Origin of the sequence: Mesorhizobium sp. Pch-S (assembly GCF_004136315.1) — a bacterium.
GTDB lineage: Bacteria > Pseudomonadota > Alphaproteobacteria > Rhizobiales > Rhizobiaceae > Mesorhizobium.
Map to the genome: position 1 here is coordinate 3,780,071 of NZ_CP029562.1, position 19,545 is coordinate 3,799,615.

The 19,545-nt window shown below is 61.9% G+C and carries 16 protein-coding genes and 1 tRNA gene; 6 read left to right on the plus strand and 11 right to left on the minus strand.

Going from position 1 to position 19,545, the window contains the following annotated elements; all coding sequences use genetic code 11:
* The first annotated feature begins 65 nt into the window (after positions 1 to 65).
* Entirely contained in the window at positions 66 to 977 is a 912-nt protein-coding gene (locus C1M53_RS17765) for an agmatinase (RefSeq protein WP_129413440.1), read from the plus strand.
* A gap of 31 nt (positions 978 to 1,008) precedes the next feature.
* On the opposite strand, the gene plsY is transcribed toward C1M53_RS17765, so the two are convergent.
* On the minus strand, positions 1,009 to 1,665 hold the full coding sequence (plsY, locus tag C1M53_RS17770) for a glycerol-3-phosphate 1-O-acyltransferase PlsY (protein WP_129413441.1): 657 nt from the start codon (positions 1,663 to 1,665) through the stop codon (positions 1,009 to 1,011).
* Positions 1,666 to 1,854: 189 nt separating this feature from the next.
* On the opposite strand from plsY, the gene C1M53_RS17775 reads away from it, so the two are divergent.
* Positions 1,855 to 3,366: a winged helix-turn-helix domain-containing protein gene (locus C1M53_RS17775; RefSeq protein ID WP_129413442.1), complete on the plus strand. Its 1,512-nt coding sequence runs from the start codon at positions 1,855 to 1,857 to the stop codon at positions 3,364 to 3,366.
* Positions 3,367 to 3,390: 24 nt separating this feature from the next.
* Here C1M53_RS17775 and C1M53_RS17780 read toward each other — a convergent pair whose 3' ends face one another.
* From C1M53_RS17780 to C1M53_RS17795, 4 genes are all read right to left on the minus strand, one after another.
* A complete protein-coding gene (locus tag C1M53_RS17780) occupies positions 3,391 to 3,765 on the minus strand; it encodes a GFA family protein (RefSeq protein WP_129413443.1) in 375 nt (124 codons plus the stop codon).
* Between the two features lie 231 nt (positions 3,766 to 3,996).
* Positions 3,997 to 4,635, minus strand: a complete 639-nt coding sequence (locus tag C1M53_RS17785) for a hypothetical protein (RefSeq protein WP_129413444.1) — start codon at positions 4,633 to 4,635, stop codon at positions 3,997 to 3,999.
* Positions 4,636 to 4,762: 127 nt separating this feature from the next.
* Positions 4,763 to 4,837: transfer RNA gene (locus tag C1M53_RS17790), tRNA-Val, on the minus strand.
* 264 nt (positions 4,838 to 5,101) lie between these two features.
* The gene (locus tag C1M53_RS17795; RefSeq protein WP_018429348.1) at positions 5,102 to 5,464 is read right to left on the minus strand and encodes a response regulator; all 363 of its coding nucleotides are present in this window, start codon (positions 5,462 to 5,464) and stop codon (positions 5,102 to 5,104) included.
* A gap of 210 nt (positions 5,465 to 5,674) precedes the next feature.
* Here C1M53_RS17795 and C1M53_RS17800 point away from each other — a divergent pair, with 210 nt between their 5' ends.
* Both C1M53_RS17800 and hisN read left to right on the plus strand, forming a co-directional pair.
* Positions 5,675 to 6,568 carry an N-formylglutamate amidohydrolase gene (locus C1M53_RS17800; protein WP_129413445.1) on the plus strand — a complete coding sequence of 298 codons (894 nt, stop codon included), beginning with the start codon at positions 5,675 to 5,677 and terminating at the stop codon, positions 6,566 to 6,568.
* 342 nt (positions 6,569 to 6,910) lie between these two features.
* Entirely contained in the window at positions 6,911 to 7,663 is a 753-nt protein-coding gene (hisN, locus tag C1M53_RS17805) for a histidinol-phosphatase (RefSeq protein ID WP_207213137.1), read from the plus strand.
* Between the two features lie 70 nt (positions 7,664 to 7,733).
* On the opposite strand, the gene C1M53_RS17810 is transcribed toward hisN, so the two are convergent.
* The gene (locus tag C1M53_RS17810) at positions 7,734 to 8,156 is read right to left on the minus strand and encodes a nuclear transport factor 2 family protein (RefSeq protein ID WP_129413447.1); all 423 of its coding nucleotides are present in this window, start codon (positions 8,154 to 8,156) and stop codon (positions 7,734 to 7,736) included.
* Positions 8,157 to 8,186: 30 nt separating this feature from the next.
* A complete protein-coding gene (locus tag C1M53_RS17815) occupies positions 8,187 to 9,158 on the minus strand; it encodes an alpha/beta hydrolase (protein ID WP_129413448.1) in 972 nt (323 codons plus the stop codon).
* A gap of 450 nt (positions 9,159 to 9,608) precedes the next feature.
* Between C1M53_RS17815 and C1M53_RS17820 the strand changes: the two genes are divergently transcribed.
* Positions 9,609 to 10,076: an Hsp20 family protein gene (locus tag C1M53_RS17820; RefSeq protein ID WP_129413449.1), complete on the plus strand. Its 468-nt coding sequence runs from the start codon at positions 9,609 to 9,611 to the stop codon at positions 10,074 to 10,076.
* 184 nt (positions 10,077 to 10,260) lie between these two features.
* On the opposite strand, the gene C1M53_RS17825 is transcribed toward C1M53_RS17820, so the two are convergent.
* From C1M53_RS17825 to C1M53_RS17840, 4 genes are all read right to left on the minus strand, one after another.
* Positions 10,261 to 11,469, minus strand: coding sequence for an MFS transporter (locus C1M53_RS17825; protein ID WP_129413450.1), 1,209 nt, complete (start codon positions 11,467 to 11,469; stop codon positions 10,261 to 10,263).
* A gap of 198 nt (positions 11,470 to 11,667) precedes the next feature.
* Positions 11,668 to 12,303: a LysE family translocator gene (locus C1M53_RS17830; RefSeq protein ID WP_129413451.1), complete on the minus strand. Its 636-nt coding sequence runs from the start codon at positions 12,301 to 12,303 to the stop codon at positions 11,668 to 11,670.
* Positions 12,304 to 12,366: 63 nt separating this feature from the next.
* Positions 12,367 to 13,149 carry a PhzF family phenazine biosynthesis protein gene (locus C1M53_RS17835; protein WP_348629993.1) on the minus strand — a complete coding sequence of 261 codons (783 nt, stop codon included), beginning with the start codon at positions 13,147 to 13,149 and terminating at the stop codon, positions 12,367 to 12,369.
* A 22-nt stretch (positions 13,150 to 13,171) separates the two neighbouring features.
* Positions 13,172 to 14,224: a low specificity L-threonine aldolase gene (locus C1M53_RS17840; protein WP_129413452.1), complete on the minus strand. Its 1,053-nt coding sequence runs from the start codon at positions 14,222 to 14,224 to the stop codon at positions 13,172 to 13,174.
* Positions 14,225 to 14,686: 462 nt separating this feature from the next.
* Here C1M53_RS17840 and gltB point away from each other — a divergent pair, with 462 nt between their 5' ends.
* Positions 14,687 to 19,441 (plus strand): glutamate synthase large subunit, encoded by a 4,755-nt coding sequence (gltB, locus tag C1M53_RS17845; protein ID WP_129413453.1) that lies wholly within the window; start codon positions 14,687 to 14,689, stop codon positions 19,439 to 19,441.
* The last annotated feature ends 104 nt before the right edge of the window (positions 19,442 to 19,545 follow it).

Genomic DNA, 19,545 nt, shown 5'->3' on the forward strand with positions numbered 1-19,545 from the left:
GAACAGGGTCTCGCCAACCTGCTCGCTCCTGAATTCAGCGAAACCATCATCGCAACGGTCAAGACATGCCAACTTCCCCAGCCTTTCTCGACTTTCCCAGTCACCTTGCCGATGGCCACGTACCCCGTGCCGTCATCTTCGGAGCTGGGTATGGCAGCACCTATCCCGGCGAGGACAGCAGCGGTTACGTTGCGGCTGCCAATGCGATCCGCGCGGCCAGCCAGGATGACGCTGGGCTCGTCGAACACTGGGACTTCGATCTTGGCGGTCCGCTGTTCGGTGGTGGATCAGTCTCCTGCACCGATATCGGCGACATTGCGACCACCATGCACGACAATGCCGGCAACCGGGCCGGGATCGAAGCGAAGACCCGTGAGATCCTGGCGCTGCAGGCTGTGCCGATCCTGCTCGGCGGTGACGATTCCGTGGTTATCCCGTTCCTTGCCGGTTTTGCTGAGCATGGGCCGGTCTGGATCCTGCAGATCGACGCCCATATCGACTGGCGGGACGAAGTGCATGGCGAGCGCTTCGGCTACTCGAGCCCGATGCGCCGGGCGAGCGAGATGCCACACGTCGCAGGCATGGTGCAGGTCGGCCTGCGCAGCGTCGGCAGTGGAAGGCGGTCTGAAATCGAAGCGGCTCAACACTATGGCAGCCGCTTTATCACCGCCCGCGAAGTGCACGCCATCGGCGTCGATGCCGCTCTTCGGCATATTCCCGAGGGTGTGCGAGTCGTCGTCACCCTCGATTGCGACGGCCTCGATCCCGGCATCATGCCGGGTGTGGCGGCACGCACACCCGGAGGCCTCACCTATACACAGGTGATCGACCTGATCGCGGGCGTCTCCCGGCGGGCCAGGATCGTCGGGTTCGATCTTGTCGAGTTCTATCCTCCGGCCGACATAGGCGGCCTCACGGCGCAGACCGCGTCACGGCTTCTGGTGAATGCGATCGGTGCCATTGTCAGGCAGGCGTGATCAGGCCTTCACCCGCAGTGGAATCCGTCGATCAGGATTTCTGCCCAAGGCGGGGCTCCGTTCCTGACAGCAGCCGGCGAATGTTGGCACTGTGGCGCAAGATGACGTAGACGCCGCCTGCGATCACCAGCAGCCGGTAGGCCAGGGGCTGTTCCAGGAGGAAGACGAGCGCGATGGCGGTCACGGCCGCAAGCATCGAGCTCAATGAAACGATCCTAGACACTGCCAGCGAAACCCCAAAAACCGCTGCGGCTGCCAAGCCTGCGGGCCAGGACATCGCCAGCAACACGCCGAGCCCCGTCGCAGCCGACTTGCCGCCGGTGAAATTCAGCCAGATCGACCGGCCATGCCCCAGCAGCGCGGCGAGCCCGGCAAGGCAGACAAGCCAGGGTTCCCATGTCTGCAGGTCAGCCACCGGCATCGTGCCTTGCGGCATTGAAGAGGGCCAAAGGGAAAACCAGCGGGCGAAAGCGACTGCTGCCACGCCCTTCAAGACATCGACCAGGAGAACCGCCAGCGCCGCCCCTTTTCCGATCGTTCGAAGTACGTTCGTTGCCCAGGTGGATCGCGACCCGTGTTGCCGGATGTCGATGCCTTTCAGCCATTTGCCGGCCAGATAGCCCGAGGGTATCGAGCCGAGAAGATAGGCCACCGCCAACACGGCGATGTTCGCAGCCCAGAAAACCATGACAGTTACCTCGATCTTCTGGCGGGGATCGTCTGGAAGATCGCCGCCATTGTCCGTCGAATACGAGTTATACCGGGCTGCATTGCGTCGACAGGAATTTTTCCATCGGGTGAGTTGGTCGCGGAGGCCGGATCGACCTGCCCCGGTGTCCTGGTTTCCTATGAGCCGGAAAGGCTCTAAGGATGCGCCATGCAAGGATCGCGCTTTGCCTTTGGCCCGTTCTTACTTGACCCGGATGCGGGAACGCTGACGCGGAACGATGTCCCTGTGGCAACGGGTTATCGCGGACTGAGGCTGCTCGCGGCTCTTGTGGGCCGGGCAGGCGAAATCCTCGGCAAGGCCGAGCTGATGGATGCGGCCTGGCCGGGCATGGCCGTCGAGGAAGGCAATCTGACGGTGCAGATTGCGCAACTCAGGAAGCTGCTTGGTCCGGCCGCTGATGGCAGCGGTGAATGGATCGCGACTGTGCCGCGCGTAGGCTATCGCTTTGCAGGCAGCGTCGAAAAACGCGATAGTGTGCAGCGAAAGCCTTTGCCGCTGCCTGGAAAGCCCTCCATCGCGGTGCTGCCCTTTGTCAACGTCAGCAATGATCCGGAACAGGAATCGTTCGCGGATGGGCTGACCGAGGATCTCATCACCGACCTTTCCAGGATTCCTGGGTTGTTCGTCATCGCGCGCAATTCGGCCTTCTCCTACAAGGGAAAGGCGACAGATGTGCGCACCATCGCGCAAGACCTCGGCGTGCGTTACCTGCTGGAGGGCAGTGCGCGCCGCGCCGCCGGGCATGTTCGCATCAACGCCCAACTGGTCGACGCGGCGAGCGGCGAACATCTTTGGGCGGAACGCTTCGACCGTGGGCTCGAAGACATCTTCGCCGTTCAGGACGAGGTGACAGCCAGGATCGTCGAGGCGCTGCTCGGCCGGCTGCGCGCCTCGACACCGCGCAATCGGCCCAGGAATCTCGAAGCCTACGACCTCTGCGTCAGGGCCCGCAGGCTGATGGACGATTCGCCACAGACGGCGCGGGAGGCGCATTTGATGCTGACGCGGGCGGTTTCGCTCGATCCCGATTATGCCGAACCCTATCGCTGGCTTGCCATGAACCGCTGGATGGGATGGGTGCATTGGGGCGGACCGACCGAAGATGACCGCAAAATTGCCCTGGAACTGGCGCGCAAGGCCGTGACGATCGATCCGAACGATGCCGGTTGCCGCTGGGTGCTGGGCTATCTGCTGACCTATGAACGCAGTTTCGCGGAAGCGGACGCGGAATTCGCCAGGGCGATCGAGCTTGATCCCAACGAGGCCGATGCCTGGGCGGCGTTGTCCGACGTCGCGGTTTTGGCCGGGTGGATCGACGAAGGGCTCGAGCACATCCGCAAGGCGTTTAGGCTGAATCCGTACCCAGCCAGTTGGTATTATTCGACGCTCGGCCAGGCGCAATATGCCTGCCGTGACTATGAGGCTGCCGTCGAGACGCTGCGCAGGGATGAGACGTACCGCACGAGCTCGCGCCGTTTCTTGGCGGCAAGCCTGGCACAACTCGGCCGCCTCGACGAGGCGCGCGCCGAGGTCGAACTGTTTCTGGTCGGCAATCCCCATTTCACAACCAGCCACTGGGCCGCGACGGAGCCATTTCGCGACAGTGCGATGCTGGAGCATTTCGTCGAGGGATTTCGCAAAGCCGGTCTTCCGGAGTGACTGTCCGCAGCCGGATGTCGCGGATCAGCGGTTGCCGTGGAATTGATCGGTTCCAGGCAAGGCATGCAGCCAGGGTTCTCGCCGTGGTGTCCAGAGTTCATATTGCGGCACAAGGTCGGACGGCGCCTCATCGAGCGTGCCGGCCATGATCTCTGCCTCGGTGTCGCTGAGTGCAAACACCTGGCCGCCGCAGGTCGGGCAGAAGCTGCGGTCTTTATAGGCGGATGTCTGTCCTTCGCATCTGAATGCCGCCAGCGGCCAGATTCCATAGAAAGTAAAAGCCGAGCCGCTGGTGCGTCTGCAATCGGTGCAATGGCAGAGGCCGACGCGCAGCGGATCGCCCGACACGGAGTAGCGAACCTTGCCGCACGCACAGCCGCCATGGCGTTCTGTGGTCATCGTTGCATCTCCAATCGATTCGCGACAATCCTTGCTGCGATGCCGCCTCTTGTCCATGAAGAGAGGTCTATTACAGTGGGGAAGGGGGAGAGATTGCTGTGGGCTGGCTTAGGCCGCTTCGATCTCTGTCTTCGTGCTTGGTCTCCGCGGTCTTGTCGTGATTTTTACTCGGCAAGCAGAAGCAAATTAGGCGCCCTTAGCCTTGGTGTAGATGGCGAAAAATCCTCACCATCAGACAAGAACATACCTCCCATCCTGGTAGTCCAGGGTCTTGCCGACAAACCCCTCGGCATCTTCATACGGGCCGCAAAGGACGTACTCGTATCCGTTGTCGCTTCGTATGTTCTCAAGGATCTCTTGCCGTTCGGTCTCTCTGAACGCTCCGATCGAAACCTCGTACTTTTCCCAAAGAATCGCGGGGATCAGCTCCACCCCAGCAGCAGGTCTCAACTGTTCCATGTCGATGACCAATCGCGCCCTTGCTGCGGCAGAGATTTTGATAGGAGATTTCAACATCGAAACTGCCCCCTGGCCTTGGCACACGCATTCGGCGCTGCCGACGGTTGTCTGCCGGCAGGTTGGAATAGATCGCGCCGCACTCGTTGTAGACGTCAACCGATTCCTTGAGGGTGCATCCCTTGCGCTGACGATCTCGGTCAACAGGTGGGTTAGCGGTCGATCGCCGCCTACCCCCAGCACCTCGAGCTTATCGTATTGCGCATGGATGCCGCATTTCATGGCATGATGGTCCACCGGCAGAAACCGCCGGTCGACAAGCAGCAGCGCGACGTGTGGCTTGGCCACGACGAGAAGCGCGCGGCCAATGCCTATGAGGCGTTCGATCCGGAATACCTGGCAGACTGCATGCAAGCGACCGAAAGGTCGTCGCGGAACTGCAAAAACACACCAAACGCGCCCTGCTTGCCTGCAAGTCGCGACTTCAAGGTGGTTTGGGGGGAAGGCTTGAAACTGAAGCCTTGGAAAGGAAGGGTTCGGATGGTGGGCGTGACAGGGATTGAACCTGTGACCCCTACGATGTCAACGTAGTGCTCTCCCGCTGAGCTACACGCCCATCCGACGCCGCGCATACACCACTTTTGTTTCGGCGCGTCAATAGCGAGAAACACCGAAAGAAAGCCGGCATCTAAAATGTCGCGATGCGCCGGTCCCTCCACGGGATATCGACAGCCCTGGCGGTTGAATTCCGCTGTTGCCAAGATCGTTTTGGAGAAAGTCCCAATCGGGCCGGAGCCGAATCGGCCACACATAGGTGCAGGCGCACGCGGATTTTGCGCCTCGCAAACGACCACGATGTGTGTTGCAGTCGCGCCGCCGCTTATGCGGCGTGCAGCATCTTCTCGACCTCGTTGACGAGGTCGCGCAGGTGGAAGGGCTTGGACAGCACCTTGGCGTCGCGCGGCGCTTTCGAATCGGGGTTCAGCGCAACGGCGGCGAATCCGGTGATGAACATCACCTTGAGATCCGGGTCGATTTCGGTGGCGCGGCGCGCCAGCTCGATGCCGTCCATCTCAGGCATGACGATGTCGGTCAACAGCAGCGAGAACGGCTCTTCGCGCAACCGCTCATAGGCGCTGGCGCCATTGTCGAAATCACTGACCTGGTAGCCTGCGCGCTCTAGCGCCTTGACCAGGAACCGGCGCATATCGTCGTCGTCTTCCGCCAGCAGGATGCGTGCCATTCTCGTCCCGTCCGAATCATCCCCCGAGATTGTGGAGGAACAATCCCGTTAACCATCACGTATATGGAATCGCGAGGGTAAACATCAAGTGAATGATGGGCGTCTATCCCCCAGCGTCAAGCCATCTGGGGGCGCCGAAACGCTGGACATGGCCCCGACGCGGTGGCACGTTGGGATCATGAGAGACGTGTTTCGATGGGTTGCTGAAATTTGACGTCGCCAGCTGAGGATTTTGCGGCCGTCCCGCCCTTCGAAGTCCGCTCGGGCGCAGAGCAGCGCGTTCCCTTCGTTTTCAATTCCCCGCACAGCGGCCGCCATTATCCGGACCGATTCCTGGCGATGACCAAGCTCGACCGCAGCACCATCCGCCGCTCCGAGGATTGTTATGTCGACGAGCTGTTCGGTGCGGCGATCATGCTCGGCGCGCCGATGCTGGCGGCAAACTTCCCGCGGGCCTATCTTGATGTGAACCGCGAGCCGTGGGAACTCGATCCGCGCATGTTCATCGAACCGGTGCCGCCTTATTGCAACATCCGTTCGGCACGCGTCGCTGGCGGACTCGGGACCGTGCCGCGGCTGGTGGGCGAGGGGCTCGACATCTATGGAGCGCGGCTGCCGATCGTTGAGGCTTTCCAGCGCATCGAGCTGATCTACAAGCCCTATCATGAGGCACTGAAGCGATTGATCGCCGGCACCCATGCCCGTTTCGGCTATGCGGTGCTAATCGATTGTCATTCGATGCCGGCCAGCGTGCGGACCAGCGATCAGGGCATGCGCCCCGATTTCATCATCGGCGATCGTTTCGGTACATCTGCTTCGGCGATGCTGACGCAGGAAGCGATCTCACTTCTCAGCGGCATGGGTTATACGGTCGCCTACAACAAACCTTATGCCGGTGGCTTCATCACCGAGCATTATGGCCGGCCGGTGCGCAATCTGCACGCGCTGCAGATCGAAGTGAACCGCGGGCTCTACATGAATGAACGCACCTTCCAGAGGTCGGTTGGGTTCGACGCGCTGACGGAAGACCTGGCGCGCTTTTCGGCGGACCTGATGGCGTTGCCGGACCACCATTTCCTCGACCTGCCGGAAGCGGCGGAATAGGGAACAGTGATATGGTCAACAGTGAGGTGACTGGTTGGACGATACAGTCTTGCCACGACTCACGGCCTCGCTAGTCCAAAAAAAGGACCGCATCGTTGACACGACGCGGTCGAAGTCTAGGGAGGAAACGCCCAAGATGGGCATGGACAGGAGAACCTGTCCGCCTTCGAGGTTATTGTGCGTTGCACAAAAGTCAACCTGATAATTAATTCAGAATGAAATAGGAAAGGCTTGCCGCGCGGCGCGCGTGACATTCCCGCAACGCTTTTGTTAAGTACGCGCCCGGCACACAGTCCGGCCGGCAATTCCAGGAGAGGCACCTTGAACATTTCCCCCGATTTCATGCGGCGGATCGCCGGCGCGGCCGCGGCCGAGACCTTGCCGCGCTTCCGCAGTCAGGGCGCGGTGGTCAACAAGCTCTCCGGCGGCTTCGATCCTGTCACCGAGGCCGATCGGGAGGCGGAACGAGCAATCCGCGCGCTGATCGGTGCCGAGTTTCCGGATCACGGCATCCTGGGCGAGGAACACGGCAGCGAGAACCTTGCCAGCCGGCATGTCTGGGTGATCGACCCGATCGACGGTACCCGCGCTTTCATTTCCGGCCTTCCGGTGTGGGGGACGCTGGTCGGGCTGACGGTCGACGGTGACGCGGTGGCCGGGCTGATGTCGCAGCCCTTCACCGGCGAACTGTTCTACGCCAATGCCGATGGCGCCTTCTATGAAGGACCCGGCGGTCCGCGCAAGCTGGCCGCCCGGAAGACAACGAAGCTGGAAGACGCCACGCTGTTCACCACCACGCCGGCGCTTTTCAAGGGCGACGCACGTAGCCGCTTCGACCTTTTCGAGACCAAGGTGCAGCTGTCGCGGTACGGTACCGACTGCTACGCCTTCGCTATGGTGGCGGCGGGCACGGTCGACATCGTCGCCGATCCGGGACTGAAACCCTACGATATCGTGGCCCTGATCCCGATCATCGAGAAGGCGGGCGGCGTCATCACGACGTTCGACGGGCGACCGGCCGAAAATGGCGGCGATATCCTTGCGGCTGCGACGCCCGAATTGCATGACGCCGCCATGGCGGCCTTGCGAGGGTGAGGACTGACTCATCGCAGGCTTTTTGGAGGTCCGATTGAGGTCAAAATGCCTCGAGGGCCTGCGTCGTTGATTAGAAACCGTCGCAATCCTCGGCCAGGCGCTTCTGGCGTGCGTTGACAATCTTGCCGTCGGCGATGCTGTAGGTTTCCCGGTTGAGCGTGAGGCCCGGCTGAAAATCGTAGCAGACGATCATCGTGATCGTCGTCTCGTCTTTTTCCCGCAGCTTGTGGCGAATCTCGGCGTTGGCCAGGACATCCTGAGACTGGTCCATATAGGCGATGAATTCCTCGCGGCTCTGCGACTTGCCTGAAGCCTCCGTGTGAAAGACGGCGTTTGGCGCAATGAGACCGGCAAGGCCGGCTATGTCGGATTCGGAGAGACGCCGATACCATTCCTGCACCACGCGCTCCGGTTCATCGGCCAGCGCGGGCGCTGTCAAAGCAGTGGCGAACAACGAGCCAGCCAACACGACAAACTGCAGGTTGCGGGTCATCCTGGCTGTTCCTGTCTCGTGTTCCGCAATTCAACCCAGGGCTGCTTCTGCCTGCGCCTCGCTGCCTGGTATGAAGGCGTCGAAAGCTGCCAGGAACTGCTCGCGGTAATAGTCTTTCTCCTGCAGGATCTCGTGTTTGGCACCGTCGATCATGACAAAGGAACCGAGCCGGATGTGGCGGGCGAAATGCTCGACCGCTCGGGTTGAAACGACACGGTCGTTGCCGGCGCCGATGATCAAAGTCGGGATCTTCATCGCAGCCATGAATTCAGGGTCGCGCACGGTTTCCGTGGCGACGGCGGCAGCGCGCAGCCAGCGAACCGTGGGGCCTCCAAGTGCCAGCTGCGGATAGGCCTGATACAGCCCGGTGTTGCGACGATAGCGCTCGGGATCACTGGTCAGCAGATTGCGTTCGAACGGAGTCGGCAAGGCCTTGCGCGGCCCCCAGGCCGCATAGAGGCGGCCAAGGCCCAGACAGGTCAGGACACCGCCGAGGCGACGTACGGTCGTCATCGATACCCGCTGATCGGGCAGGTCGAGAAAAGGTGCGATCAACACCATGCGCTGCACGCGGTTGACCATGTTGGCGCTGGCGAGCAAGGCCACGAGAGCGCCGGCAGAATGCGCGAGGATGTAATAGGGTCCGCGGCAGTCGGGCAGGACCACTTCCGTGAACAGCTGCTCGAGATCCCTGGCATAGTCTTGGAAGCTCTTCACATAGCCGCGCTGCGGGTTCTTGAGCAGGCGGTCGGAAGCGCCCTGGCCACGCCAGTCGAGCATGGCCACGCCGAAACCGCGGCCGGTCAGGTTCCGCACGGTCTCGAAATATTTTTCGATGCATTCATTGCGGCCGGGCAGGACCACCACGGTACCTTTCAGCGGCCTGGCCGTGGCAGAAAACCTGGCGAAGCGGATCTGTTTGCGGTCGCGCGTGGTGAGGAAGCCGGTAAAGGCGTTTTCCGGGACGGGATTGCCGTCGAGTTCGTAGAAGAGATCCGTCATCGGGCGCTTCAAGTGTTCGCACCCGCAGGCGGGCCACCCAGCAGGTGATAGAGGCTATCCGCTAAAATGCAAAGCAAATCCGGTGGCGCGGCAGGTCGCCAGAACGTCTGAAGCCGGAAGCGCGTGACGCAGCGCTTCCGGCTCCTGTCGATCCGGGAGGAAGGGACGTTGCACCCGGCTCGGCTTCGTCGCGGCGCTGTTCTGCCGCTGATTGCGATGTTGGGAGGAAGGTAGTGTCAGCCGTCTGAACGGCGGCAGAAGAGGTGGTTCATCTGCCGTTCATCTGGAACTGGCGCCAGGAACCTCGACCGAATGTCTTGAAACCTCTTTCCGGCACCCCCAGATGTCTGCTGCGGCCGCCGATGTCGGGGTCGCTGGTTCATTGGAAACGCCTCAAGGGTTTCGCCTGGACCATTACGCAAACCATGTTGCTCAACAGGAGAACACACCATGCGTCATGTCGATTTTTCCCCGCTCTATCGCTCGACCGTCGGTTTTGACCGTCTGTTCACGATGCTGGATTCACTGGCCCAGCCTGAAGGTGGCCAGAGCTATCCGCCCTACAACATCGAGCGCACCGGCGAGGATTCCTACCGGATTTCCATGGCCGTCGCCGGTTTCTCGGATGACGAGATTTCGATCGAAGCCCACCGCAATGTGCTGACCATCAAGGGTGAGCGCAAGGACGAGACCAACGGCGAAGGTTCGGAAGTACTTTATCGCGGCATCGCCGCTCGCGCCTTCGAGCGCCGCTTCCAGCTGGCCGACCATGTCGACGTCGTCGGCGCTGCGCTCAAGAACGGCCTGCTTCACATCGACCTGAAGCGCAACATTCCCGAAGAGCTGAAGCCCCGCAAGATCGCGATCTCGGCTGCTCCGGCCAAGACCAAGCAGATCGAAGCCAAGGCGGCCAACTAAGCCCCGGAGCATTTTGTAGCCAAGTGGAATCACTTGGCGCTACAAGAATGCGGCGAAAACAAAAACCTGGAGCGTTTCCGTGAAAAAACGGAAACGCTCCAGGTTGCGGCAAGCCTCCCTCCCGAGACAAAAAGCGGCGCCTTCCGGCGCCGCTTTTTTGTTGCGATTTGGACGGCCAGTGGTCTTACCCGCCGCTTTTGCGGTTGAGCGCAATGGCCCCACAGATGATGGCAAGGGCGGCGAGGCCGCAGGCCGCAGCGAGATAGCTCTCCTGAAAGCCGACGGTGTCGATGAGAGGCTGGCTGGCGAAGGGCGAGGTGAAATGACCGATGAACATCGACGCTGTTACCATGCCGGCCAGCCGTCCGCGGGTGGCCGGGCTGGCCTGCGCGATGATGCCAGACATCAGGTTGGGGATGGTGAGACCGAGACCCGCGCCGGCAACCGCCATGGCAAACAGAACCGAAGGCATCGTCGTTGAAAAGGCGACCAACACAAATCCCAAGGTCATCAGGCAAAGGCCGATGACGAAGATCGCCGGCACGGAAAGCCTGGCGCGTAGCCGGCCATAGCCAAGCGCTGAACCCGCCATGACCAGATTGTGCAGACCGAGCGCAAAGCCGGCATTGCTTGCGGCGCCGATACCGGCCGCACGCAGGTAGAAAGGCAACTGCGGCGGGATGAAATAGAAGATCATGTTGACGAGGAAGGCGAGCGCGCACAGCGCCGCGACCGACAGCCAGCGGACCGCGTCTCCGGAGGCATTGTCGGTGGCGTGCCGGTCGTTTGGCGTCGACCTCCCTGGTTCGGTGAGGAATGCGACTGCTGCGGGGATGATGGCGAATGCCACAGCGTAGATCGCGAAAGGGGCGCGCCAGTGATAGTCGGCAAGAAGACCGCCTGCGGCGACGAAAGCAACTCCGCCTATGCCGGTGAAGGCCTGCTGCAATCCCAGATAACGCTCGCGCTCGCTGCCGCTGAAATAGTCGCCGACGAGCGCGGTGGTCAGCGTCATGATGCCTCCGATCGCGATGCCGAGTGCGGCGCGACCGGCAAGCAGCGCCGGCAGGCTGTCGACAAAGAGGCCTGAAATACCAGAGAGGCCATAGAGCAGGATCGAGCCGATCAGCAGGCGCAGTCTGCCGTAGCGATCAGCAAGACCACCAATCAGCGGCGCGCAGAAGGCAACGAACAAGGCCGGCAGCGTCAGCACCATACGGCTGAGCAGTTTGACACCGTCGACATCGGCAAAGTGCGTCTCGATGGCGGGCAACGAGGGCGAGATCGTGGTGCCGGCCATGATCGTCAAGGTCGCGACCATGAGTAGCGTTATCTTGCGGCCGATAACCGATCGTGCGGTTGTCGCCGGGACCATCGATTGCACCATCGTCATGCCTCGTCTCCATCCTCTTGGGCTGGCAATCCGGCCCCTGATGGCGAGCGGTTGCTTCCCTCTGCGTGTCCGGGCCCCGTGGCATCCGGATCGACTTGGCAGGGGTTCTACAAGTTCAAGTGAACTTTAAGTCAAGAGGGTACGGGAAAAGTTCGACCGGCTCCGTTCGGGCTTCCCGCAGGTGACGATGGGCTGAGGTCAGGTCCTCTGCAATGCCAGGTGTGCGCCAAGCCCCACCAGCAGCGCACCGCCGGCGCGGCGCATCAGCCGCTGGGCGCCACTGGAGCGCTTCAGGCGCGTGACGATGACGCCGGCGAGCAGGACGCAGACGATGTCGGCCGAGGAAAAGATCAGGTTGGCAAGGCTGCCGAGGATCAGGAATTGCACCCAGACCGGGAACGATGCCGAGGGATCGATGAACTGGGGCAGGAAGGCCAGGAAGAACAACGCCGTTTTCGGGTTGAGCACCTCGACGGTGATGCTCTCCACGAATGCGCGGCGGCCCGATTTCGCACCGATGGCATGTGGGTTGATCTCTCCGCCGTCGGACCTTGCGCGAAACATCGAGATACCGAGCCAGACCAGATAGGCCGCACCTGCGAGCTTCACCAGCAGATAAAGAACAGGGACGGCGTGGAAGAGCACCGAGAGACCTGCGGCTGCCGCGACCACATGCACGGTGCAGCCGAGATGGATGCCAACCGCTGCCATGAAACCCGACCAGCGGCCGCGCGCGATGGTCTGGGCTGTCGCGTACAGCATGGCAGGCCCCGGGATGTAGGCAAAAACCGACGTGGTGACGAAAAAGGCGATGAGGAGCTCGGTCGAGGGCATGGTCTTTTCTCTGGAGCTATCAGGTGATGGTGATGTTCTTACATAAAATTCCACACGGGCACATCATGGCAGATGAATTTCCGCCTTCATGAAGGTCACGGCCTTGCCGGTGATCAGCACGCGATCGCCGGAGAGTTCGCACAGGAGATGGCCGCCGCGCGCTGAAGCCTGGAATGCCGACAGATGGGTCTTGCCAAGCTTGCTCGCCCAATGCGGAACAAGTGTCGCGTGGATCGAGCCGGTAACAGGGTCTTCCGGAATGCCGACGCCCGGCGCGAAATAGCGTGAAACGAAGTCGTAGCCATCGCCCTTGCCGGTGATGACCAGGCCCTGCAGTTTCAGGGTGGCGATTCTTGTCAGATCCGGGATGAAGGCGCGGACAGCCGCTTCATCCGGCAGTTCGACGAAGATGTTCTCGAAATTGCGAAAGGCTCTGTGGTCGATATCGGCGAACAGCTCGGCGATCGGCGCAGGCAGGTCCGGCAGTGGTTCCGGAGGAAAGCTGGGCAGATCCATGCGATAGCCGCCGTCGGCGCGGGCAACACGCAGTTCGCCGACGCGTGTCGAGAAGGCCATTTCGCCGATCACCTCGTGATGCGCGGCAAGTACATGCGCGGTCGCCAGCGTGGCGTGCCCACAAAACTCGACCTCATGGACCGGCGTGAACCAGCGCAGGTCCCAGCCCCTGCCATTCGGCCGGGCAAAGGCGGTTTCGGCCAGATTGTTCTCTGCAGCGATGGACTGCATGGTCTCTTCAGCCAGCCAGTCGTCGAGAACAAGCACGGCGGCCGGATTGCCACCGAATATCCGATCCGAAAAGGCGTCGACCTGATACATCACCGTCATGGCAGTTGCTTTCGACTGGGCTTCAGGTCCTGAGTTGTTCGGCGAAACGATCGACGTCCTTTTCGGTGGTGGCGAAGCTGGTCACGAAACGGTAGAGCCCTTCGTTTTCGGCGATATGGCCGTCGAACCCGTGCGGTTTGTGCCAGTCGTAGAAGGCAGCTCCCGAAGCAAGAAGCCGCTCGGCCTTCTTCCTGTCGAGGATAGCGAATACCTCATTGGCCTGCGGCAGCCAGGCGAGCTTGGAGTTTTCGTCATCCTCGATCGCGGCTGCCAGCCGCCCGGCCATGGCATTGGCGTGGTGCGCGGTTTCCATCCACAACCCGTCCCTGAAATAGGCGTCGAACTGGGCGGCGATGAAGCGCGACTTCGAGAAGAGCTGCGCGGCACGCTTGCGCAGGAAGGCGAGCTCCTTGGCGCGGTCGAGATCGAACAGCACGATCGCTTCCGCACACCAGCAGCCATTCTTGGTTCCGCCGAAGGAGAGGATGTCGATACCGTGCTTCCAGGTCATTTCGGCTGGGCTTGCCTCCAGCGAAGCGAGAGCGTTGGCAAAACGGGCGCCGTCCATATGCAGCGGCAGGCCGTAGCGGCTGGCGATCCTCGAAATGGCCCCGATGTCATCCAGTCCGTAGACCGTGCCTGTTTCGGTAGACTGCGTGATGGAGATCGCCATCGGCCTGCCGGCATGAACGTTTTCTCCGGCAAAGCGCTGGATCGCCTGCTCCAGGGCCGCCGGGTCGATGCGGCCCAGCGCGCCGTCGACAGGCCGCAGCCGCGAGCCGCCGGTGAAATATTCCGGTGCGCCGCACTCGTCCTCGACGATGTGCGATTCGCGATGGCAGAAGGTGATGCCGCCGGGCTTGTTGTAGGCGGTAAGCGAAAGCGAGTTTGCGGCGGTACCGGTGGCTACGAAGAAAATCGCGACCTCGCGTTCGAAAATCTCGCTGAAGCGCTGCGCGACTGCTTTGTCGAGATCGCTGTCGCCATAGGCCGCAGCAAAGCCGGTATTGTGCGCATTGAGTGCGGCGGCAACCTTGGGATGGGCACCGGCCCAGTTGTCGGAGGCAAAAAACATGCTTTCAGGGCCCATTTCCTGGAAATTCGGGGAAGGCGCGAACCATGACGGCATTCCGGCCCGGTCTGCAAGGTCCAGCACTGGCCAGATGTTTGGAGCCAGAAGTCATTTGCGCTATCGGGCCAGAAAGTTTCTGTGGTGATGGGTCTGGCGTAATTTTCTTTCGCCAATCGGCTGGAAAATTTCCGAATCGGTCTTGTGCGGTGCCGGGATTTCTGTCATACGAATTTAGGACAGCATTGCTGTCTTATTTACCGATACCAACCAGGCTGGATTGGCGTAAGATAGACGCTGGTCCGGCTGCCGCCACGAGTGGCGTGCGATGACAGGCCGACCGCGGCCGGACGATGCCCGGCATGGTTCGCCAGGATTTCGCGACAGGTGCGAGAAGTGTGGAGAGGGAAGTGTCAAGCTTCCCATGGAGAAGAAGCGCCCGAGTGGCGCAGAACAGAGGATAGGACGATGACGGAAGTGACGCCATCTGTGACGACGGTTTTTGCCCCGGTTGCACAGACGAAAGCGGCCACCGTCAAAACCGCTCTGCGAACCACCACCAATCCGACTACCGGGCTGTTCGACCGATCGCCCTCGGCCCAGGGCATGTATGATCCGCGCAACGAGCATGATGCCTGCGGCGTCGGCTTCATCGCCCAGATGAAGGGCGTGAAGTCGCACCAGATCGTCAAGGACGGCCTGTTCATGCTGGAGAACCTCACCCATCGCGGCGCCGTGGGTGCGGATCCGTTGATGGGCGATGGTGCCGGCGTTCTCGTGCAGATCCCGGATCGTTTCTTCCGGGAGGAGATGGCCAAGCAGGACATCGAGCTGCCGCCGGCCGGCCAGTATGGCGTTGGCCACTGGTTCATGCCACGAGATCCGGAACTGCGCGCCCATGTCGACGCCATCATCACCGAGTCGGCGCAGTCGGAAGGCCTGCCGCTCATCGGTTTCCGCGACGTTCCGGTCGACAATTCCTCCTTGTCCAAGGCGCCCGATATTGCAGCCGCCGAGCCATTCCATCGCCAGGTGTTCATCGGCCGTACGCCCGACATCGACAATGACGAGGAATACGAAGCGCGCCTCTATCTCCTGCGCAAGGTGATTTCGGGCCGCATCTATGCCGAGCACAACAACAAGGACATCGGCTCCTACTGCGTGTCGCTGTCGGCGCGCACCATCGTCTACAAGGGCATGTTCCTGGCCTACCAGGTCGGCGCCTACTACAAGGACCTGTCCGATCCGCGCTTCGAGACGGCGCTGATCCTGGTACACCAGCGCTTTTCGACCAACACCTTCCCATCGTGGAAGCTGGCGCATCCCTACCGCATGGTCGCCCACAACGGTGAGATCAACACCGTGCGCGGCAACAACAACTGGATGGCGGCACGCCAGGCCTCGGTCGATTCCGAACTGTTCGGCAACAACATCTCCAAGCTGTGGCCGATCTCCTATGAAGGACAGTCGGACACGGCGTGTTTCGACAATGCGCTCGAGTTCCTGTTCCAGGGTGGCTACACGCTGGCGCATTCGATGATGATGCTGATCCCGGAAGCCTGGGCCGGCAACAAGTCCATGGATGCCGACCGCAAGGCGTTCTACGAATACCATGCGGCGCTGATGGAGCCGTGGGATGGCCCCGCCGCCGTCTGCTTCACCGACGGGCGCCAGATCGGCGCAACGCTGGACCGCAACGGCCTGAGGCCGGCGCGCTACATCGTCACCGACGACGATCGCGTCATCCTGGCCTCCGAGGCCGGCGTGCTGCCCGTCGAGGAAAAGCACATCGTGCGCAAATGGCGCCTGCAGCCCGGCAAGATGCTGCTCATCGACCTGGTCGAGGGCCGCATCATCTCGGATGAGGAGATCAAGAAGGAGATCGCGGCGCAGCATCCCTACAAGGATTGGCTGAAGCGCACCCAGCTGGTGCTCGAGGACCTGAACCCGGTGGAGCCGCGTGCGCTGCGCAAGGATGTCACCCTGCTCGATCGCCAGCAGTCCTTCGGCTACAGCCAGGAAGACCTGAAGCTGCTGATGGCGCCGATGGCCGTGACCGGCCAGGAAGCCGTCGGTTCGATGGGTACCGACACGCCGATTTCGGCGATGTCGGACAAGTCGAAGCTGCTCTACACCTATTTCAAACAGAATTTCGCCCAGGTCACCAATCCGCCGATCGACCCGATCCGCGAGGAACTGGTGATGAGCCTGGTGTCCTTCATCGGACCGAGGCCGAACATCTTCGATCTGGTCGGCTCCTCCCGCAAGAAGCGGCTGGAAGTGCGCCAGCCGATCCTGACCAACGGCGACCTGGAGAAGATCCGCTCCATCGGCCACACCGAGGACCGTTTCGACACCAAGACCATCGACGTTACCTATTCGATCACCGAAGGGGCAGCGGGAATGGCAGGTGCGGTCGAGCGCCTGTGTGATCGTGCCGAAGCGGCGGTTGCCGGCGGCTACAACATCATCATCCTGTCCGACCGCCAGGTCGGCCCGGATCGCATCGCTATTCCGGCGCTGCTGGCGACGGCGGCCGTGCACCACCACCTGATCCGCAAGGGGCTGCGTACCTCGGTCGGTCTGGTCGTGGAGTCGGGCGAGCCGCGTGAAGTGCACCACTTCTGCTGCCTTGCCGGCTATGGTGCAGAAGCGATCAACCCGTACCTCGCCTTCGATACGCTGCTCGACATGCACAAGAAGGGCGAAATGCCGGAAGAGGTAGACGCTTCGGAAGTCGTGTCGCGCTACATCAAGTCGATCGGCAAGGGCATCCTCAAGGTGATGTCCAAGATGGGCATCTCGACCTACCAGTCCTATTGCGGCGCGCAGATCTTCGACGCCGTCGGCCTGAAGGGCGACTTCATCGAGAAGTACTTCACCGGCACCGCGACCCTTATCGAAGGCGTCGGCCTCGACGAGGTTTCGGAAGAGACGGTGGCACGCCATGGCGATGCCTTTGGTGATGATCCCGTGCTGCGCACCGGCCTGCAGGTAGGCGGCGAGTACATGTATCGCATGCGCGGCGAGGCCCACATGTGGACGCCTGATGCCGTGGCCACGCTGCAGCATGCCGTACGCAAGGGCTCGTGGTCGACCTTCAAGGAATTCTCGCAGCAGATCGACAGCGAGACGGCGCGCGCCCAGCAGATCCGTGGTCTGTTCCGCGTCAAGCTGGCTGAAGAGACCGGCCGAAAGAAGGTTGCCCTGGAAGAGGTGATGCCGGCGGCCGAGATCGTGAAGCGTTTCTCGACGGGCGCGATGTCTTTCGGTTCGATCTCGCGGGAAGCCCACACCACGCTGGCAATCGCCATGAACACGATCGGCGGCAAGTCGAATACGGGGGAAGGCGGCGAGGAGCCGGATCGCTATTTGCCTTTGCCTGGTGGCGGTCGCAATCTCGAACGTTCGGCGATCAAGCAGGTGGCGTCGGGCCGTTTCGGCGTGAGCGCCGAATACCTCGTCAACTCCGATATGATGCAGATCAAGGTGGCGCAGGGAGCCAAGCCCGGCGAAGGCGGCCAGTTGCCTGGCCACAAGGTTGACGCCACCATCGCCAAGGTTCGCCACTCGACGCCGGGCGTCGGCCTGATCTCGCCGCCGCCGCACCACGACATCTATTCGATCGAAGATCTGGCGCAGCTGATCTACGACCTGAAGAACGTCAACCCGGCCGCCGACGTTTCGGTGAAGCTGGTATCGGAAGTGGGTGTCGGCACGGTTGCCGCGGGCGTCGCCAAGGCCCGCGCCGACCACATCACCATCTCCGGCTATGACGGTGGTACCGGTGCTTCGCCGCTGACCTCGCTCAAGCATGCAGGTTCGCCCTGGGAAATGGGGCTGGCCGAGACGCATCAGACCCTGGTGCTCAACGGCCTGCGCTCCAGGGTGGCGCTGCAGGTCGACGGTGGCCTGCGCACCGGTCGCGACGTCATCGTCGGTGCGCTGCTGGGCGCCGACGAGTTCGGCTTCTCGACCGCACCGCTGATCGCGGCAGGCTGCATCATGATGCGCAAGTGCCACCTGAACACCTGCCCGGTTGGCGTCGCCACCCAGGATCCTGTGCTGCGCAAGCGTTTCAAGGGCACGCCGGAGCACGTCATCAATTACTTCTTCTATGTGGCGGAAGAGGTGCGCGAGCTGCTGGCCGAAATGGGTTACACCCATCTCGACCAGATCATCGGCGATACCGACCTTCTCGAAAAGCGTGAGGTCATCAACCACTGGAAGGCACGCGGGCTGGACTTCTCGAAGATGTTCTACAAGCCCGAGGCGCCGCGCGAGGCCGTGCACTGGACCGAGCGCCAGAAACATCCGATCGATGACGTGCTCGACCGCCAGATGATCGAACAGGCCAAGCCTGCGCTCGAGACGCGGCAACCTGTCGAGATCGCACTGCCGATCCGCAACGTCGACCGCTCCGCCGGCGCCATGCTGTCGGGCGAGGTCGCCAAGCGTTTCAGGCACAAGGGCCTGCGCGAGGACACCATCAAGGTGACGCTGACCGGCACCGCCGGCCAGTCCTTCGGCGCCTTCCTGGCACGGGGCGTGTCGTTCGAGCTGATCGGCGCCGGCAACGACTATGTCGCCAAGGGCCTGTCGGGTGGCCGCATCGTCATTCGGCCTCCGGAGGATGCCAAGATCGTCGCTGAGGACTCGATCATCGTGGGCAATACCGTGCTCTACGGCGCGATCGAAGGGGAATGCTACTTCCGCGGCGTTGCCGGCGAGCGTTTCGCCGTGCGCAACTCGGGTGCAGCGGCCGTCGTCGAAGGCGTCGGCGACCATGGCTGCGAATACATGACCGGCGGTGTGGTCGTGGTCATCGGCAAGACCGGCCGCAACTTCGCCGCCGGCATGTCGGGTGGCGTCGCCTATGTGCTGGACGAAGAGGGCGATTTCGCGCTCCGCTGCAACATGGCCATGGTCGAGCTCGAGCCGGTCCCGGAAGAGGACGACCTGATGGAGAAACTGCTCCATCACGGCGGCGACATCGACCACAAGGGCCGCGTCGACGTGTCAGGCGACATGACCAGCCATGACGAGGAGCGCCTCTACCAGCTGATCTCGAACCACGTGCACTTCACCGGTTCGACGCGCGGCAAGGAGATTCTCGACAATTGGGCGAGCTTCCGGCCGAAATTCCGGAAAGTCATGCCGGTCGAGTATCGCCGCGCGCTGCAGGAGATGGAGCGCGCCCGCATGAGCGTGGCGGCCGAATAGGCCTCCGGTGTGCCGGGAAGCAGCTGCTTTCCGGCGCCCGCCACACAACACAGCCAATCATTGACCCGATCCCGCGGTTGCGCTCGCGACTGGATGAGGATAAC

What these genes read in the sequence shown, in the direction of transcription:
- C1M53_RS17815 (WP_129413448.1), bottom strand. Translation starts at nt 9,158, where the DNA reads ATGACGGATCTCTTCTACGAACTCGACGGCAATCCCGTCCCGGAAAAC.
- C1M53_RS17810 (WP_129413447.1), bottom strand. Translation starts at nt 8,156, where the DNA reads ATGACCCGCAACCTGCAGTTTGTCGTGTTGGCTGGCTCGTTGTTCGCC.
- C1M53_RS17840 (WP_129413452.1), bottom strand. Translation starts at nt 14,224, where the DNA reads ATGTTTTTTGCCTCCGACAACTGGGCCGGTGCCCATCCCAAGGTTGCC.
- C1M53_RS17830 (WP_129413451.1), bottom strand. Translation starts at nt 12,303, where the DNA reads ATGCCCTCGACCGAGCTCCTCATCGCCTTTTTCGTCACCACGTCGGTT.
- C1M53_RS17820 (WP_129413449.1), top strand. Translation starts at nt 9,609, where the DNA reads ATGCGTCATGTCGATTTTTCCCCGCTCTATCGCTCGACCGTCGGTTTT.
- C1M53_RS17795 (WP_018429348.1), bottom strand. Translation starts at nt 5,464, where the DNA reads ATGGCACGCATCCTGCTGGCGGAAGACGACGACGATATGCGCCGGTTC.
- C1M53_RS17780 (WP_129413443.1), bottom strand. Translation starts at nt 3,765, where the DNA reads ATGACCACAGAACGCCATGGCGGCTGTGCGTGCGGCAAGGTTCGCTAC.
- hisN (WP_207213137.1), top strand. Translation starts at nt 6,911, where the DNA reads ATGCGGCGGATCGCCGGCGCGGCCGCGGCCGAGACCTTGCCGCGCTTC.
- C1M53_RS17835 (WP_348629993.1), bottom strand. Translation starts at nt 13,149, where the DNA reads ATGACGGTGATGTATCAGGTCGACGCCTTTTCGGATCGGATATTCGGT.
- C1M53_RS17765 (WP_129413440.1), top strand. Translation starts at nt 66, where the DNA reads ATGCCAACTTCCCCAGCCTTTCTCGACTTTCCCAGTCACCTTGCCGAT.
- C1M53_RS17775 (WP_129413442.1), top strand. Translation starts at nt 1,855, where the DNA reads ATGCAAGGATCGCGCTTTGCCTTTGGCCCGTTCTTACTTGACCCGGAT.
- gltB (WP_129413453.1), top strand. Translation starts at nt 14,687, where the DNA reads ATGACGGAAGTGACGCCATCTGTGACGACGGTTTTTGCCCCGGTTGCA.
- plsY (WP_129413441.1), bottom strand. Translation starts at nt 1,665, where the DNA reads ATGGTTTTCTGGGCTGCGAACATCGCCGTGTTGGCGGTGGCCTATCTT.
- C1M53_RS17825 (WP_129413450.1), bottom strand. Translation starts at nt 11,469, where the DNA reads ATGACGATGGTGCAATCGATGGTCCCGGCGACAACCGCACGATCGGTT.